The sequence below is a fragment of the Porphyromonas sp. oral taxon 275 genome (assembly GCF_018127745.1).
Taxonomy (GTDB): domain Bacteria; phylum Bacteroidota; class Bacteroidia; order Bacteroidales; family Porphyromonadaceae; genus Porphyromonas.
This window is the reverse complement of the sequence record NZ_CP072333.1, coordinates 2072464-2089325: the sequence shown is the minus strand read 5'-3', so window position 1 is coordinate 2089325 and position 16862 is coordinate 2072464. Positions and strand designations below refer to the sequence as shown.

Here is a 16862-nt window from a genome sequence, read left to right as displayed (position 1 = left end):
AGGGCGTCATCTCAGCAAGCTCGCCAGTGAATACACCCATTGGGTATGGAGCAGCAATGTGCCGCTGCACGAGTGGAACTCCGGCAGGGAATGGAAGGACGACGGCTGGCAACACTACGAGCTTGACCTCAAGGCCTGGGTCTTTGAGGAAGAGAGCTTCGTGCCGATGGAACTGCTCCTCAATGGCAAGGTGTACAGCATCGTTACCGTAAAAATAGTTAGGGTCATGAATATAAGAATACGTTTTAGTTCAATGTTGATCAATACTCCTCTGGTGCAAGATATGCCACTTCTATTAAGTTTTATCAGTAACTACATTCAGCATATCGAAGGTATAGAGAAGTTAGACGGTTGGACTATGGTGATTTGTATAAACTATACAAGTATAAAAAATCATGGTTCTTTCCTCTGGATCTTTAAGAGGAGTAGAACCTACAAGAACGATAAAGAGAAGGAGTTTACGATTCACTTGCCCCTACCTTCTTCGATAGATAAGGATTGGGGGATAGGGTGGAAACAAATCACTCCTCAGCTCCCCTTCAATGATGAGCGTTTTCACAAAATCGATATTGACCTAGATACCTACAACAGTCTGTACGATTATGTAAACGACTTGATTATTAAGGGTGTGCGTGAGCTTTTCGCAAGGGGAGTTACTTTCGAGGGGGTAAAAATAAAGATGAAAAAAAGATGAGACAGATAAGCTCATTGACCAGCTCGCTGGGGGCTAACCTCGTTTATGAATGCAATGAGTTTGGCGAGCTGATTCGCTTCCGAGCGGATCAAGCCGAAAGCCATTTTGTTTCAGAGCATCAGTACGATACGCTTTGCTAGTGGAACACTAACACTACATAGTTATGTGGAGGATAGCAATGGCTGTGTCGATTTTTATGGGCTAAAAACATACTTTGTATAAAGGAGAGCAGTTTAAGCGTTCTGGTCTTAGCTCTGATGGGAAACATCTAAATGTATCTCTCCAAGGTCGAATTACGCACTAAAAAGTTCAATTAAAAGATGAAACAGAGGAAATATACGCTGACACTAATTATTCACAAAAGGCATGTAGAGACAGTGCATTCAGAGTTATTATCTTTAATGGGAAATACTTCTGTCGGTGAGATAGAGGTTGAACCATACTATAAGATAAAGAATCGCATATCAATGACAATCGCATTTACTGCAGATTGGAACTTATTATTTAAAATTCTGTCTCGTCTATTCTATACATGGCGAAGTACCTTTGATGATAATCTCGGAATCAAAGACGCGATTAGCATAGAAAATCGTTCTAAACTTAAAGGTCTTGAATGGGCAAATTTGATGGCAGAGGAGACTCCCTAAATCTTAAATCAGATAAAGGAGGTGAACCCTCTTCTCTCATCAGTCGTGTTAAGCATTTGCCTAAAACATCTACACAGCACCTTGGGAAGTGCAAGAACTACAAAAGTTAGCAGAACGTACCATTAAGAGTGGTGGTCGATCCTGTCAAGAATAAGATTGTAGCGTCATTCCCCGAAGAACAATTTATAACCTCATAGTATGCCTGTTTCTGTGCACCCCATAGAAGATAGGCAAGGGAAACATGAATTGTTTTTCTTGTCAGACAAGGAAGTCTTTTTGCTTTCAGAAGAGTGTCTTTACCCCTTATTTAGATGCCGAATTGACGATTATGGTAAAACGTTTTTGTATCCATGCCATATCCTAGCAATTCAGGATTTTCTCACTCAGAGGATAATAGACAAAGAGAAAGCCTACTGTTATGACAGAGATTATGTGACACTCCTTTCTTTGTGGGAAAGGTTCGTAAATATTTCCTCGGATGTAAGTCTTTTTCTTCTCGGAGACTAAATTAGACTATATGTTAGTTATCCTCATGAATTTACTTTTGGAATTTCATGCACTGGACTACTTCATTTGGGTTACCATTTCGAGCTAGACGCAGCGGGTCATGTGGTGCGCGAGCAAGGCTGCGGCATACAGTACCGTACCTATAAGCGCGACCGTGCCAGTCGTGTCATCAGGAAGACGCTCCCCAGTGGCAAGTTCAAAGAGTACGAGTATGACAAGTGTAGCCAGCCGTGTAACACATATTACCCACGACTACGACAAGGTCGAGGAGTAGACCTACAGCTACAACAGTCTCGGCTTGCCTGTCGAGGAGTGATGTGATGCATACCTCATCGAGCGAAGCTATGACAAACACGGACTTATCGTATCTTTACGGAGCAGTCTTGGAGCTCAGCTCTCAGCTATGAGCGTAATGCTTATGGCCAGCTGGTTTGCTTCAGAGCTGACGAAGCGGAAACGAATGCAAGCTTCACAAGTGAGCTTCAGTACGACAGCCTAGGCTTTGAGCTGGAGCGTCTCTTTCCAGGAGGCGTTAGTCAGAGCTTCGTGCCACTGGTGCTCATCCAAGAAGGCAAGGCATACAGCATCTCTGTGACCAACTCAGCACACCCACGGAGGCGTATGACGAGGAGGGCAAGGAGGTGTGGTATCGTCGTTTGGATATGAACGGCAAGATCCTTGAGGAGACTCAGCCTGGACTGAATCCCGAGGGCTACGTGTCGATACCGTTCCCCTTCCAAGGACAGTACTACGACCACGAGACGGAGCTGGCCTACAATCGATTTCGATACTACGACCCTGAGCAGGATAGATACATCTCGGAGGATCCGATTGGCTTGGTGGGGGATTGCTATGCATGCCTATGTTAAAGGTAGCTTACTTGAGGTAAATCTGTTTGGGCTATCAGCTCGTTTATACAACAAACTCGAAGGTTCCCTTCATCATATTGCAACCAACAAAAACAAAAGAGAGGGAAAAAATGGACAAATCGGCTCAAATCCTTCTTCGATAAAGATCAACTAGATATAGATGGTCCTGACAATAAAGTTTATGTTCCAAATCATGAAGGTCCTCACCCTGATGAGTATCATGAATATGTCTACAACAAACTAAGAAGAGCAACTAAGGGAATTGACCCCCAAAAATCTCAAGAGCAGTATCAAATGGCAGCAAAAAGTACTCTTAAGGAGGTCGCCTCTGAAGCCCAAGAAGTCGGTTCTCAAGTAAATAAATGATTAACTAAAACATGAAGCAATGGATTACTATAAGTTGTTTTTCAATTTGTCAGAGCAATATGACTGTCTCGATTTTTCATCTCCGACGAATTACGAGGATTATGAATTACTTAAGATTGAATATGATCCTATGGTAGAGTTTGACTCTCCGATCGAATTCGATGTGGATTTTGATTCAGGAAAAGATGAATTAGACTTGAATCTAAGCCAAGGAGGGAGTGTTATCGTCTCGCATCGATTTAAAGATGTTTATGGAGAAAAGGATTTTAGATATTTCCCTATTGTACCTTCAGAGTGCAATTTGAAGTTTCATTATTACCTTTTGGGATTTCGTAATTTTCTTGATTGCATTGATGAAGAACACTCAATAGTTTCATTCTGGACCAAGGAGGATGCACATTTTAATCCCCTATTAGAGGGAACCTACAAGACGATTCGTGATGCAACAATATCACAAACAAAAACGTTAGGAGTTGATGCCTTTCGATTATTAAAAGCCACTGAAGAGATGTTTGTTAGCGAAAACTTCGTTAGGGAATTTTACGGGAACTCTCTCTCTGGGGCAAAGTTCACCAAGATCAAACTGGTGAGATAAAGTGTATCGTAGATAAAGAGTTGAAACAATGTCTTCAAACATTGGAAGGACTATCCTCCTTCTTTTTGTTCGAAGAACTATGAGATAGCTTATGCATCGCTATACGCTTTCATATTTTGTAGATAGCATAGTTGTTCTCTTACTATTCGCCTGTCTACTCTATTCACACGAGTATGACAAGTGTGGCCGTGTCACACGCATTACCCACGACTGCGACAAGATCGAGGAGCAGACCTACAGCTACAACAGTCTCGGCTTGCCTGTCGAGGAGTGCTGTGGTACGCATCTCATGGAGCAAAGCGATGAAAAACACGGACTTATTGTATCTTTACGGAGTAGTCCGGAGCTCAGCTCAGCTATGAGCGTAATGCTTATGGCGAGCTGGTTCGATTCAGGGCAGACGAAGCCAAAAGATCTGATATTTGACTATGCTGTATACGGGAGCACATCACCGCTCAAAACCGAGTTACCTCTTTCATAAAGATTTAATCTCAAAACTGAAACTAGCAGGAACAAAAGAAGACGCTCTAAGGATAATTCAGACAATGCATGAAGAGCATGTAGTTGGGTATAAAAACAAAAAGTGATAGTTATGAAGATGATGTTTTGGATTGGGTATTTCCCAATGGAAGAGTCCTTTGAACGCTATTTAGATATAGTGAAAGGCGATGGAGATACTGAGGGGCTAAGAACATTTTGCCAAGAAATGGGGATTGACGACTTCGATGAGGATTTTCTCATAGCGAAGTACCTCAAAGAAAGTGATAGTACTAATGACTTTCTAGCCTTTGCCCCAGCGAAAACAGAGTTGCTCCAAGAAGCCTGTGCTCCTTTAAATCTACAAAAGGCAAATGCGTTGATATGCTATCCAACGAGGCATGGTATCGCTCCGAGTCAAGCTATCCTTGCATCATCGGTATCTTATCTCGGAGACTTTCAGTATTCGACAAAAGAGATTAACAGCCTGTATTCAACATCTGGCATGGAATTCTCGGTCTTCATTGGGAATACGGATAAGTCGGAAGCCGAGTTTATGGAATACTTCAATCAAGAAGACTATATAAAGGCTTTACAGGACTATCAAGCAGGCATCAGTAGGAAGACACCAGCTCCTGAGCTTCGTTGTCAGTTTTGCAAAGATGTGGGGCTAGACTATTACTATCCTGAACTTCTTTCATTTAAGATGGTTGATACCCCATTGCCAGGAAATGCTCTACTGGAAGCGGTGGTCAATGAGCCCAAGTTGTACGACGTACTCAGCTTTAGACTAGATAAGAAGGGCATTGAAAGTGCCAACGTTGCATTCTGCTATATAGCTAATGGGTTTAGGGATAAGAGCAAGGATAGGCATATCTCTATTTATAAACGAGATACTCCTGCTCTAATCAAACGAAAGAAGAAAGATCTTGATGAACTCGAGAGTTATAATGGGCTTACGTTTTTAGGGACTCTGGTTTGGGAGTAAGAATCGTATCTGAAGACCCTATAGTAGAGGGCTCTGCTATTATGGCGGTATCGGTCGTCTTATCGATAGTCGTACGAGACGCTTGGTGGAGCAGCGCCACTCCCACCACTCCCGCCCCTACAACTGGGGCAGTGCCGATCGGCTCCTCTCAATCGAGGATGACCGCTACGGACTTACTCAGTATAGCTACAGCCCCTCGGGCGAGCTGGCAATGGCATGAAGGAGTATCTCTTAGATCGTTGTTTCAAGATTGATAAAGTAATAGATGGCCTGGTATATGGACAGAATCAATGCTCTCATTCTAGGCGTGTGCCTTTCAGTATGTCTTGTTGTTTGCTCTTGCTGTGGGAAAGAGCGACGAGCAGTTCATGCTGTTCATAGAGTATGTCCTACGACTTATATGCCCCAGGAATTGGATCAGCTCTATCAGCCTCTTTGCCGGGATAGCTTTATCTTGCAGGAGCTACATGATGAGTTTAGAAATCCGACAGAGAGGCTCTTCCCTATGGAGCAACGGATGGCTCATAAGACCTGGATCCTGGAGTTTACTTGGCGGGAGAAGGCTGATAGCCTCATCACCGTTTGGTATGTAAGAGAAGCTGACACGCTGAGGAAACTGAGACACTTCAGATTCTCAGAGCATGATGAGTTCTAGCCATTGATCTTTCCTTTCCCTTGGTCGCTATTCTGATTCAGTGAAGTAATAGAAGTGTAGTTTATGAGCGTGTTCACGAAGATTCTTCAGGTTTCTTGCTTTATCTCTAGTCTCCTCGCCTGCACAGGTCCTAGTAGGGAGCAATCGCAACACACACCGCCTCAGAAGCTCCCGACTAGTTACACTCCCATGGAACTGGATAGCCTCTATGAGCCACTTTGTCGTGATAGCTTTATCTTGCAAGAGAAGCATGACGAATTTAGGCACCCTGTTGAACAGCAGTTTCCAATGAAACAACGTTTGGCACATGATACATGGATACTGGAGTTTACTTGGAGAGTTAAAGCTGATAGCCTCATCACAGTTTGGTACATCCGCGAAGCCGACACACTAAGAATCTTGGATCGGTTCAGATACTCTGAATATGATGAGTTCTAAGCACCTTCCTACTCCTTGAATAGATGGCTGAGATTAGTATCATTCTTAATCCGCTCGATCTCACTGGCGGCAAGGCTTAGGGTCTCCTGCTTCACGCTTATAGTTGGCTTCGATAGTCTCGCAGAGGCTATCGGAGCCAGCTTCGTCAAGGATCTCTGCAATGACAGAGATAGGCTGGTAGCTCCCTTGCCATATCAAAGCTTCATCATACACGGACGCTTAGGGGTTATCGAGTCTGATAATCCCGAGTTAGCTCAATGGCCTGTTGCTCTAGGGAGATTATTTGCTGTGAGAACTGCTCTAATCGTTGAAGCATTACCTGTGCAGCCTTGACCGAGTGGTAGCTGTTGATAGCCTTCACTGTTTGGTTATAGAGGATGCCGATCTTCTGAATCTGTGCTGTAATGTTAGAGAGTTTACGATAGTACTCCTCTGCAGATTCATCCTCGGTGATGACCTTAAAGCTCTCGTCTAGGAGTCGAGCTCGGAGGAAGTCTGATTTTGTCTTTGCCCCCGACCTATGGTATAGCTCGATAAGCTTTTGTTGGTCTTGGGGGTTGGGTATTCTGATGTGCCATCTATCCCATCGAGGGCAGGTGGCACATCTGCCATCAGGCTTGTTCTGTTTCTGCTTTTCCATTGTTCTGTTATCACGACTTCGGAGTGATTGATCCCCCTTTGGGGGCAAGGGTCTTTGTGCGACAAACGACAGTTTGTGGGACAAAGACACACCTTGCCAGTATCAAGAAGGAATGCTTCATAGCCTCTACCGATCACTCTATTTCTCTGGCGCTCGAGCAAGCTTAGGCTCGAGATGTCGAGAAATTAATTAATCGAGATCTCGAGATCTCGAGATTGACCTCTTCTAATTGCGGAGCTGAGTGCATTGCTTTATCGACGCAGTCCTCGCTTGCGCGGAGTGAGGATCTGCTTCCTTTGCTCCGCCAGAATGAGATACTCGTTGATGTCTTTATAGGGAGCGTAGCACGCTCGTATATCCTTGACGGGTAGCCCAGCGTCGATGAGTTGTTTCGTTGCTTGATCCCCTGCTTCATCATTATCAAGAAAGGTCTCAATTATAGCGTAGGGATGAAGCGAGGGTATGAGTTTCGGAAGTAGGGTGAGCGAATTAAGCATGATGCTGTCAGCTTGCCCCTCGGGGTGAAGTTTCCGCCAAGAGAGAAAGTCCATGAAGCCCTCGAAGAGCTGTAGCTTGTGACTATCAGTTCCTTTGATTGTCGTTATGGCCTTGGGAGCAAAACAGCCCTTAAAGTAGGGATTGCGTAGCTCCCATCCTCCAGCATCATTGGGGAATCCCAGGGCAAAGAAACACTTCTCGGAGACCCTGTAATAGACTTCTGATAGGAAGGGGGAGACATCAGAGCGCTGTAGCCCTCGCTCCGAGAGATACAGTAAGAGCTTGGGATGCATCACGGCTTGTACGCTGATAAGCTCCATTGAGGGAGCTTGTGATCTCACAGGAATGATTCCTCCAAAAGAAAAAGACTCAGCAGACAGTGTTTCCTTTAGTCTCGATAGGCTTCTCATAGCTTCTGCTGTGGAACAATGCTGGAGAGCGCAAACGAGGTCAATGATGTCTCCGTGGTCTCCTGTGCCGAAGTCATACCATTGGTTGCGCTCTGCATTGACTTTAAACGAAGGCGTGAGCTCTGTGCGTAGCGGGGAGCAGTACCAATAGTTCACGCCCTTGATGAGCTTAGGCTTATAGCCAGTTTGTGCTAAGTAGTCCACGATGGGTATTTGCTTGATGTCGTGTAGCTGCATGCTGTTTTTTCTTTGGCGGTTCTTCTTTGGTCGGTCGGACGTTTACTATAGGCACCCCTTCCGTCCGACCATTCTATATTTATGGTTGGTCGGATGGTCAGGTATATATAGCCTGCGTCCGACCGACCAATCCAGGGACTTAGTGGTGCCGGTCAGAGTTGAAGCGATAGCGTCCTCTCGCCTCTTTGACAATCATTCCTTTGTGGAGGAGAATTTGTCAGTAACTCGGATGAGCGAGCGTTTCCATACTTCCTCCATATCGGGTGATGGATCGCAGGAATGGGTGCAAGCGTTCATCTTCGTCCTCCTGATTTGCGTCCTGCTAGCTCAAGTGCAAGGTCTGCATCGACGATGATCTTTCGTCCGACTTGAGTGATAGCCCGATCGATCTTTCCGCTCTGCTTGATGCGATTGGCTGTGGGGAGGCTACACCCAAAAAGCCGGGCAAGCCCAGATAGCCCGTAAACGAAGTGTCTTTCTTCTTTGGCGGAAGACATCTCGGATTCTGCTCCCTCTGGTTGCATTACTTTCTGTTGGGTGAGGAAGAGTAGTTCTTCACCCTTCATCTGCCATACGGGCTTCTCGAGGAGTTCGTTTAGTGTCATAGTTGCTTATACGTTGCGGTGTCAATCCACTTGAATGTATCTTTATGAGTCTTCGAGAGTCTTCAAGCATCGTCTTGAATGGCTCTGACACTGCAAATGTATAGGCGAAATGAGCACGTCCGAATAGCCTGGGAAAGGGGAGGAAGTATCAGGCAAATGAGAGAAAACAAGCCGAGCCCTTTGGGCTCCATCAAGAAGCTCCAAGGGCTCGGCTTGTCGCCTTATAAGCTATCGGTATTTCTGGGTGTAGAAAAGGGCGTAAATCGCGTAAGTTGCTGATTTACACCCTTTATTGCGGAGAGAGCGGGATTCGAACCCGCGAAACGCTTTTGGCGTTTACACACTTTCCAGGCGTGCCTCTTCAACCACTCGAGCACCTCTCCCTAGTTCTTAGTTTGCTGGAAAGCACTGCAAAGATAAACATTGTTCGCTAGAGAAGCAAATAGCGTCCTTCGGCTGAGTGCGTCAAGGGCACACGAAGCCTCGGCGGATCCTCTGCCTTGGTCGATGGCAGGCGTATTGATCAGCCTCAGCGATCCCTCCTATAAGGCGGGACACGCTGACCGATATCCCTCAGCTCGTTGAGGGGCGTCCGTCAGCGCCGTGAGAGCCGTCAGTCAGCGCGCTGAGGGGTATCCGTCGGAGTGGCAGGGCAAAGAGGGGAGCCTGCTGAGGTCCCTAGCTAAGTGCGTTGAGGCTCCTTGGGGAGCTCGCTAGCATACGGCCCCTTGTCCTTCGGGGTGCAGCACGTAGCTCGCTGGGGCAATGAGGCAGAGGGCAATGCAAGGTCTAGGATAAAGCTGTAATTTTGTGCTCACGGCGGCACTCGGCTGGGAGCTGGAGGCCGCGCAGGAGCGAATCAAACTAGGCTTTATTAGTAGTACAAGTAGACACCATCAGTAGCACAAAGAGGCGCTATTCGCCATACAAGTGGGCGCTATTCGTAATACAAGCAGATACCGACAGCGGCACAAAGCGGCTGCGACAGCAGTAACACACCGTCATCAGAGAGCTCGAAAGGCTCTCCATGAGCATAAGATGAAGCAATTCCTTACCCTTCTACTCTTCCTCGTGGGGCTCGGTGCGAGCCCTGCAGCAGCCCAGCAAGGCTACGTCACCGTAAGCGGCTACATCGAGGACGCCACTTCGCATGAGGCCCTCATCGGCGCCAGCGTCTACGCCCCAGCACTTGGGCAGGGGACGATGAGTAATAGCCAAGGCTTCTACAGCCTACGCCTCCCACAAGGGACACACGAGCTCAGCGCCCGCTACCTAGGCTACGCGCCCTACAGCCTCCGCATCCAGCTGGAGCGTGACACGACGCTTCGCCTGCAGCTGCGTCCTACGGGTCAGCTGGAGGATGTCGTGATCACGGCCGAGCGCCAGCGGCTCAACCTCGATAAGCTGGGCGTCCTGCAGGCACCCGTACACATCCTCAAGAAAGTCCCCAGCCTGCTGGGTGAGGCCGACCTTATGAAGGCCCTGCAGCTGATGCCTGGCGTGCAGTCGGGCAGCGACGGCAGTGCGGGCATCCATGTACGTGGCGGCGGTTCGGACGAGAACCTCATCCTGCTGGACGGCGCCCCCTTATATAATGTAGACCACCTGATGGGCTTCTTCTCCGTCTTTACCCCCGAGGCGGTGAAGACGGTGGACCTGTATAAGGGCAGCTTCCCCGCACGCTACGGCGGGCGCCTCTCCTCGGTCATCGACGTGCGCACCAAGGATGGCGACCTGCAGCACTACCACGGAGCGCTCCAGCTCGGGCTTGTCTCCTCGCGCTTGCAGGTCGAGGGCCCGATCGTCAAGGGCCGAAGTTCCTTTAACCTCTCGCTGCGGCGAAGCTATGCCGACCTACTGGCCCGTGCCTTCATGCCCAAGGACGAACGCGGCGGCTATTACTTCTACGACCTCTACGCCAAGCTGCAGCACCGCTTCAGCGAGCGTGACCGCCTCTTCCTGAGCTTCTACAACGGCCGTGACCGCTTCTGGTCGGACTTCCGCGAGCACTACGGCTCCTCCTCGCCCGACCTAGTGCGCACCGAGCATAACAAGGGGGGCTTCCACTGGGGCAATACCCTCGGAGCGCTGCGCTGGAACCACGTCTTCTCTCCCCGCCTCTATAGCGACCTCTCGGTGGCCTATACGGGCTACAGCTTCCACATCAATATGCAGAGCGAGGAGCAGCGGCAGCGCGAGCGCTACCAGAGCCGCTCGGCCTACCGCTCGGGCATCGAGGACCTCTCGGCTGCCTGGCATCTCAATTACTTCCACTCCAATAGGCAGCAGCTGCGCTTCGGCCTCGACTACATCCACCACCGCTTCCGCCCCGAGGCGATGTCCGCCTATTCGCGCAGTGAGCGTGGGGGGCAGGTAGAGGTCGAGGACCTGCCCGAGCTGCTGGGCAAGGCACGCGTGCTGCCCGCCCAGGACCTCTCGGCCTACCTCGAGAGCCGCAGTCAGCTGGGGCAGCTGCAGGTAGACGCTGGGCTGCGCACCAGTCTCTACGTGACCGAGGGCAAGCAGTACCTCTCGCTGCAGCCACGCCTGGCCCTCGGCTGGCGTCTGCACCCCGACTGGCTCCTGCAGGCTGGCTACACCCGTATGGCGCAGCACGTGCATCTGCTCACCTCCTCCACCCTTACCCTCCCCTCCGACCTCTGGGTGCCCGTGACCAAGCGCATACGCCCGATGTACGCCGACCAGCTGAGCCTCGGGCTGAGCTTCTCGGGGCTCCCTGGCTGGTCGCTCTCGCTGGAGGGCTACTATAAGGAGATGCACCACGTGCTAGAGTATAAGGATGGTGCGAGCTTCATCGGCAGCTCCGCAGGCTGGGAGGAGAAGGTCGCTCAGGGCGAAGGGCGCGCCTACGGCCTCGAGCTGATGCTGATGCGCCAGCTGGGTCGGACGACGGGCTGGCTCAGCTACAGCTGGGCGCATAGCCAGCGCCGCTACGAGGACGGGCAGATCAACGGCGGCGCTTGGTACCCCTACAAGTACGACCGCCGCCATCACCTCAACCTCGTCGTGACGCAGCACTTCAGCCGGCGCTTCGAGCTCTCGGCAGCCTGGGAGCTCTTCAGCGGCGGCGTCATCACCCTACCGCTGGAGCGTATGTCCCTAGCCCGTCCCGAGGGCTCGGACATCACCGGGGAGGCACCCTTCGTAGAGCGACGCAATAACTATCGCCTGCCCGTGACGCACCGCCTCAGCCTGAGTGCGAACCTGCGCCGCGTCACCCGCCGCGGGCACGAGTCGATCTGGAACTTCAGCCTCTACAACGCCTACAACCAGCAGAACCCTAGCTTCGTCATCCCCTCGCGCGACTACAGCGTCGCGGGCAACGGGAGTGGGGATGTGTACCGCCTCAAGCTCTACCAGTACAGCATCCTACCCATCCTGCCCTCCGTGTCCTATACCTATAAGTTCTAGCCCCTACGCTCTATGTCACCCTACCGTATATTCCTCAGCGCGCTCGTGCTGCTCAGCCTTGGGACCAGTTGCCGCAAGGAGCTCCCCATCACCAAGAGCGCCGAGCGCCGCCTGACGCTCAACTATATCACCTCCACCAGCCTCGGCGAGCTCTACGGCTCGCTCCTCTCCTCCACCGAATACCCTGCGCTGCAGCTGACACGCACAGGTCAGGGCGCTGCCCGCTACGTACTGGAGGCAGGTATCCGCGTCGAGGTCAACGGCCAGGAGCGCTACGCGCAGACGGCACGGCTGGCGGCGGGGCTGCTGCGCCCCGACCTACGCTTCGCTCCAGGCGATCGTGTGCGCATCACCGCCACCGACCGCAGCGACGGCACTGAGGTAAGCTCCGAGCTCGAGATCCCGGCCCAGCCGCAGCCCTTCACCGCCAGCGTCCGCCGAGCCTCCAGCTCGGGACAGTCCACCACGCGAGGCCTCCTACACTGGAGGGTAGAGATGCGGGACCCCGTGGCCGAGACCAACTACTACCGTATCGCCCTGAGGGTGGTGCATCCCTGGCGTACCTCTGCGGGCGTGCTGCGCTACCATATAGACTACCTCCCCCTCGATGTGGACAATAGCCTCATCCTCAATGACGGCGAGGTGATCCCTAAGGGGCGCAAGGACGACGGCATCGGGGAGCTGGTCGGACGCCCCGCGCGCAATAAGACGCAGGTCTTCTCCGACCGACTGATGCAGGGCGGGCAAGCCGTGCTGGAGTTCGACAGCGACTATCCGCTGGCTCGCTGGGGCGGGAGCTATGGGAGCCCCGACCCGAAGCTAGCGCCTCGCCTCGAGCTCGTGCTGCAGGCCATCAGCCGCGAGGCCTACCTCTATATGAAGCAGCTCAACACGCTGGAGGCCGGCGATTACTCAGAGGATAACTTCCTGGCCACGCCGCTGCAGTTCCCCTCCAATACCTCCTCTGGCGTAGGCCTCGTCTCGATCGCAGCGGATCGCGTGCTCGTCGTGGATCGGCTTCCCTAGCGTTTTAGGCTTTAGTCTCCAGTAAGTTGGCCTAGCTTCCTGACTTAGCTTGCAGGGGGATATTTGCAAATTCGGAAAAAAGCCTTACCTTTGCAGCGATGAATCTTTAGCTCAGTTGGTTTAGAGCATCACCTTGACAGGGTGGGGGTCGGCGGTTCGAGTCCGCCAAGGTTCACAAACACTGCCTCATGGTGTAATGGTAGCACAACAGATTCTGGTCCTGTTTGTTAAGGTTCGAGTCCTTATGAGGCAACACGAGGCACAGCGCGCATGAGTTCCAGCTCATGCGCGCTGTCGCTTTATGCAGCTACCGCTACGAGCAGCGTCCCGAGCCTAGGTGCGACACTGCCCTCCCCAGCCTCCCGCCGCGCGACCCTCAGCCTCGAGGCTCGCTGAGGAATCTTCCTCGGGAGCTTGACGAGGATACATCAGGGTGCTGAGGGATATTCCTTAGGGCGCCGAGGGATATCAGTGAAGGACGGCGAGGGATATCAGTGGGGCGGCTGAGGGACGGCAGTGAGCTACCTGAGGGATATCAGTCGGTACCGCTCGGGCGAAGGGCGGAGGAGGCTAAGGGGCAGCTCAGAGCTCCCCAAGGCTAGGGGGACAGCGACGGGCGGCTATCCCTACATCTAGGTAAATTCAGAGCTGAGCGTACGGCGGGCAAGGCTTTGGCGTACTTTTGCAGCGCAGACAGAGGCGGGTGCGTAGCGGCTCTAGGCCGCAGCCCGCCCCTAGGTATATAACTCTAGATAGCACCTACGTGAAGCTCCCAGTACTCCTAGCGCTTCTGGCCGCGAGCAGCCTCGCCACCGCCCAGACGCCCCAGGCAGCAGGCGGCACCGAGCCGCAGACTGCACATAGCCCGCGCCCCGGGCACTACGACCTACGCGGTCAGATCACCGATATCTACGGCAGTCCCATCCCCGAGACCATCATCAGCATCAAGGGCCTCCCCCTGAAGGTACAGGGCGGACGGTCGGGCTTCTTCCTCCTACCCGACGTCCCCCGAGGGCAGTACGTCCTCGTGGTGCATGCCCTGGGATACCATCCTCAGGAGCGCATCATCAGCCTCGGGCAGGACGACCGCCCCGAGATGCACCAGCATATAGACTTTGCGCTGCGTGAGCGCGAGGACCTCCTCCCCACCGTGGATGTCCTAGGGCGCCGCGCCGAGAGCTATAAGAATAACCTTTCCTTCGTCGGGACGAAGACCGCCACCGCCCTCAAGGACGTACCTCAGTCCATAGGCTACGTGACCAAGGAGCTCGTCCTCGACCAAGGCGCCACGACGGTCAACGATGTCGTCCGCAACATCAGTGGCATCCACCAGTACTCCTTCTACAACGACTTCTCCATCCGTGGCTTCCGCGCTACGGGCAACCGCAATTCGGGCAACCTCATCAATGGCATGCGCACCCAGACGAGCCTCTGGCGTCAGTCCTCACTGGCCAATATCGAGCGCGTCGAGGTCATCAAGGGCCCCTCTTCGGCCCTCTTCGGGAACGCAGCCCCAGGCGGCGTCATCAACCGCGTGACCAAGAAGCCGCTAGAGGTACAGCGTCGCTCGCTGAGCCTCACCACGGGCAGCTGGCACACGCTGCGCGCCTATAGCGACTTCACAGGGCCGCTCAATAGCCGCAAGAGCCTCCTCTATCGCCTCAACCTCGGCTATGAGGACACCGACGGCTTCCGCGACCTGCAGGGCCTGACGAGCTATATCGTCGCCCCCTCGCTGACCTATCGCCTCTCCGAGCGCACGCAGCTCGGGATGGACCTCGTCTATAGCGCTAGCTCGGGCAAGCTCGACCGTGGGCTGGCGATCTTCGGTGACGGAGCGCTTGACTCGCGCCCCATCAGCGCGACGCAGTCCGCGGCGAACGACTACCTCCGCGAGCGGATGACCAACCTCACCTTCTCCCTGAGCCACCAGCTCGCCCCAGGGCTACTCTTCAGCAGCACCTACCTCTACTCCACCTACGACGAGGACCTGCGGGAGCACTCGCAGGACAACGCCTTCGCTAAGAAGGCCGATGGCAGCGACGACCCCAGCCGCGTGCTGATGCGCGTGACGCAGCGCCTGCGCTCCTTCCGCAACAATAGCTTCAACAACTACCTCACCTGGGACACCCGCACAGGGGCACTGAGGCACAAGCTCCTCCTGGGCTACGACCTCTTCAGCACCGATATGCTCCCCAGCTCGTCCTACATCGAGGCGGGCGGCTACCTGCTCAAGAATGGCGGCACGACTAAGAGCTACAATGCCAAGAAGGCCGCAGACTACCTCCTCGACAAGGACGGCAACCCACGGACGAACGTCCCTGCCTTCGACCTAAACACCAATTCGGGCAACCAGTACCAGGACATCTCCAAGTACCTCTACGAGTCCAAGACCGTCAAGCCCACGACGCAGTACGCCAGTGGCCTCTACCTGCAGGAGCAGCTCAGCTGGCAGCGTCTGCAGCTGCTGCTAGGACTGCGCTACGAGTGGTTCACCGATGTCGTCAAGGACGCCAAGGGCGCCCAGCAGCGCACTGAGCAGCGTGCCTTCACGCCGCGCATAGGGCTCGTCTACAGCCTGCTGCCGAGCACCAATGTCTACGGGACCTGGTTGCGCGGCTTCGAGCCGCAGAGTGTCGCCGTGCAGAGCAACCCTGCCGCGGGAGGTCCCTTCGATCCCGTAGAGAGCGAGCTGTGGGAGCTGGGCGCCAAGGGTGAATACCTCGGTGGACGCCTCAGCGTGACAGCCGCGGCCTACCACCTCACGCAGCGCAATACGCTCTACAATGCTGGCATCACCGGTCAGCCCGACCTGATGGTGCCCATCGGAGAGGAGCGCAGCCACGGTCTGGAGCTGGATGTAGCGGGGCAGCTCACGCCCTACTGGAGCATCACCGCCAACTATGGCCTCAATGAGGCCGAGATCACCAAGGCCGCCGCAGGGACGAAGGACCTCGGGCTACAGCGCCCCAGCACGCCACGCCACTCGGGGAGCCTTTGGTCGAAGTTCATCGTCCCACGGGGACTCCTACGTGGCTTCGGCTTCGGCCTCGGGGTGCATGGGGTCTCTGAGCGGCTGGGGCAGGTCGGCCGCCGCAGCTATGCCATCAGCTACCCAGGCTACGCCCTCGTGCACGCCGCCCTCTACTACAAGGTACGTGACCTGCAGCTACAGCTTAATCTAGACAACCTCCTCGACAAGCGCTACTTCATCTCGGGCTACGACAAGCTACGCTCCTTCCCAGGGGCGCCACGCTCGCTGAAGCTCAGCGCGACCTACCGCTTCTAGCACTACCGCCCGCCGCGCGCAAGGCCAGCAGCACGGCAAGGGTCAGCCTAAGCTCCTCTAGGGGGCTGGGCTGACCCTTGTCCTATTATGGTTCTTAGGCTAAGGGCGACGGATACACGAAGCCTACCCCAAGCAGCCCGCTCCAGCCACCCACCGTGCGGCCCTCAGCCTCGGGGCTCGCTGAGGGGTATCAGTGAGGGTGCTGACGGATATCCATCGGGACGCTGAGGGACGGCAGTCAGCCGCGTGAGGGATATCCCTCAGCAGCGCGTACCCCAAGGCGTAGCGCCTCGCGCGCCGAGCAATTGTGTATCTTCACCTTGGCTTAGGCGGCGTGAGCGGGGTATCCCGCGTATGCGTTGCGTCGCGCCGAGGGAAGGCCTACCTTTGCCCCAGAGTCGGTACGCTCGGGCACTTATGCTCCTTGATATATAGAGGGGAGGGCAGCGTGGCGCCTCCTTGGGCGGGCTAGCCGCAGCGGCGCAGCAC

Annotated in this window: 13 protein-coding genes and 3 tRNA genes; 12 read left to right on the top strand and 4 right to left on the bottom strand. The window is 53.5% G+C overall.

The features are described from left to right. Positions 1-58: 58 nt before the first annotated feature. The 7 genes from imm9 to J4862_RS08365 all read left to right on the top strand — a co-directional run bounded on the left by imm9 (position 59) and on the right by J4862_RS08365 (position 5143). Positions 59-694, top strand: a complete 636-nt coding sequence (gene imm9, locus J4862_RS08395) for an Imm9 family immunity protein (protein ID WP_211788647.1) — start codon at positions 59-61, stop codon at positions 692-694. Between the two features lie 467 nt (positions 695-1161). Then, positions 1162-1341, top strand: a complete 180-nt coding sequence (locus J4862_RS08390; protein WP_211788646.1) for a hypothetical protein — start codon at positions 1162-1164, stop codon at positions 1339-1341. 1169 nt (positions 1342-2510) lie between these two features. After that, positions 2511-2717: an RHS repeat-associated core domain-containing protein gene (locus J4862_RS08880; RefSeq protein ID WP_211788645.1), complete on the top strand. Its 207-nt coding sequence runs from the start codon at positions 2511-2513 to the stop codon at positions 2715-2717. Positions 2718-2750: 33 nt separating this feature from the next. Then, on the top strand, positions 2751-3083 hold the full coding sequence (locus tag J4862_RS08935; protein WP_211789584.1) for an AHH domain-containing protein: 333 nt from the start codon (positions 2751-2753) through the stop codon (positions 3081-3083). 19 nt (positions 3084-3102) lie between these two features. Further along, positions 3103-3678, top strand: coding sequence for an imm11 family protein (locus tag J4862_RS08375; protein ID WP_211788644.1), 576 nt, complete (start codon positions 3103-3105; stop codon positions 3676-3678). Between the two features lie 91 nt (positions 3679-3769). Further along, a complete protein-coding gene (locus J4862_RS08370; protein WP_211788643.1) occupies positions 3770-4159 on the top strand; it encodes a hypothetical protein in 390 nt (129 codons plus the stop codon). 111 nt (positions 4160-4270) lie between these two features. Next, a complete protein-coding gene (locus J4862_RS08365) occupies positions 4271-5143 on the top strand; it encodes an immunity 22 family protein (protein WP_211788642.1) in 873 nt (290 codons plus the stop codon). 1319 nt (positions 5144-6462) lie between these two features. On the opposite strand, the gene J4862_RS08360 is transcribed toward J4862_RS08365, so the two are convergent. The 4 genes from J4862_RS08360 to J4862_RS08345 all read right to left on the bottom strand — a co-directional run bounded on the left by J4862_RS08360 (position 6463) and on the right by J4862_RS08345 (position 9009). After that, positions 6463-6876, bottom strand: coding sequence for a hypothetical protein (locus J4862_RS08360; RefSeq protein ID WP_211788641.1), 414 nt, complete (start codon positions 6874-6876; stop codon positions 6463-6465). Positions 6877-7127: 251 nt separating this feature from the next. After that, positions 7128-8021, bottom strand: a complete 894-nt coding sequence (locus J4862_RS08355) for a toprim domain-containing protein (protein WP_211788640.1) — start codon at positions 8019-8021, stop codon at positions 7128-7130. A 293-nt stretch (positions 8022-8314) separates the two neighbouring features. Beyond that, entirely contained in the window at positions 8315-8626 is a 312-nt protein-coding gene (locus tag J4862_RS08350; protein ID WP_211788639.1) for a DUF3853 family protein, read from the bottom strand. A 295-nt stretch (positions 8627-8921) separates the two neighbouring features. Further along, positions 8922-9009, bottom strand: a tRNA-Ser gene (locus tag J4862_RS08345). Between the two features lie 655 nt (positions 9010-9664). On the opposite strand from J4862_RS08345, the gene J4862_RS08340 reads away from it, so the two are divergent. From J4862_RS08340 to J4862_RS08320, 5 genes are all read left to right on the top strand, one after another. Then, entirely contained in the window at positions 9665-12058 is a 2394-nt protein-coding gene (locus J4862_RS08340) for a TonB-dependent receptor (protein WP_211788638.1), read from the top strand. Between the two features lie 12 nt (positions 12059-12070). Continuing rightward, complete coding sequence (locus J4862_RS08335) at positions 12071-13084, top strand: DUF4249 family protein (RefSeq protein ID WP_211788637.1); 1014 nt, start codon at positions 12071-12073, stop codon at positions 13082-13084. A 100-nt stretch (positions 13085-13184) separates the two neighbouring features. Then, positions 13185-13259, top strand: a tRNA-Val gene (locus J4862_RS08330). A gap of 7 nt (positions 13260-13266) precedes the next feature. Then, a tRNA-Gln gene (locus tag J4862_RS08325) sits at positions 13267-13337 on the top strand. Between the two features lie 510 nt (positions 13338-13847). After that, complete coding sequence (locus J4862_RS08320; RefSeq protein WP_211788636.1) at positions 13848-16373, top strand: TonB-dependent siderophore receptor; 2526 nt, start codon at positions 13848-13850, stop codon at positions 16371-16373. Positions 16374-16862: the final 489 nt, after the last annotated feature.

Excerpts from the sequence above, each read along its gene's own strand:
- J4862_RS08360 (WP_211788641.1), bottom strand. The coding sequence starts at position 6,876 with ATGGAAAAGCAGAAACAGAACAAGCCTGATGGCAGATGTGCCACCTGC.
- J4862_RS08880 (WP_211788645.1), top strand. The coding sequence starts at position 2,511 with ATGAACGGCAAGATCCTTGAGGAGACTCAGCCTGGACTGAATCCCGAG.
- J4862_RS08370 (WP_211788643.1), top strand. The coding sequence starts at position 3,770 with ATGCATCGCTATACGCTTTCATATTTTGTAGATAGCATAGTTGTTCTC.
- J4862_RS08365 (WP_211788642.1), top strand. The coding sequence starts at position 4,271 with ATGAAGATGATGTTTTGGATTGGGTATTTCCCAATGGAAGAGTCCTTT.
- J4862_RS08350 (WP_211788639.1), bottom strand. The coding sequence starts at position 8,626 with ATGACACTAAACGAACTCCTCGAGAAGCCCGTATGGCAGATGAAGGGT.
- J4862_RS08355 (WP_211788640.1), bottom strand. The coding sequence starts at position 8,021 with ATGCAGCTACACGACATCAAGCAAATACCCATCGTGGACTACTTAGCA.
- J4862_RS08335 (WP_211788637.1), top strand. The coding sequence starts at position 12,071 with ATGTCACCCTACCGTATATTCCTCAGCGCGCTCGTGCTGCTCAGCCTT.
- J4862_RS08340 (WP_211788638.1), top strand. The coding sequence starts at position 9,665 with ATGAAGCAATTCCTTACCCTTCTACTCTTCCTCGTGGGGCTCGGTGCG.
- J4862_RS08375 (WP_211788644.1), top strand. The coding sequence starts at position 3,103 with ATGGATTACTATAAGTTGTTTTTCAATTTGTCAGAGCAATATGACTGT.
- J4862_RS08390 (WP_211788646.1), top strand. The coding sequence starts at position 1,162 with ATGACAATCGCATTTACTGCAGATTGGAACTTATTATTTAAAATTCTG.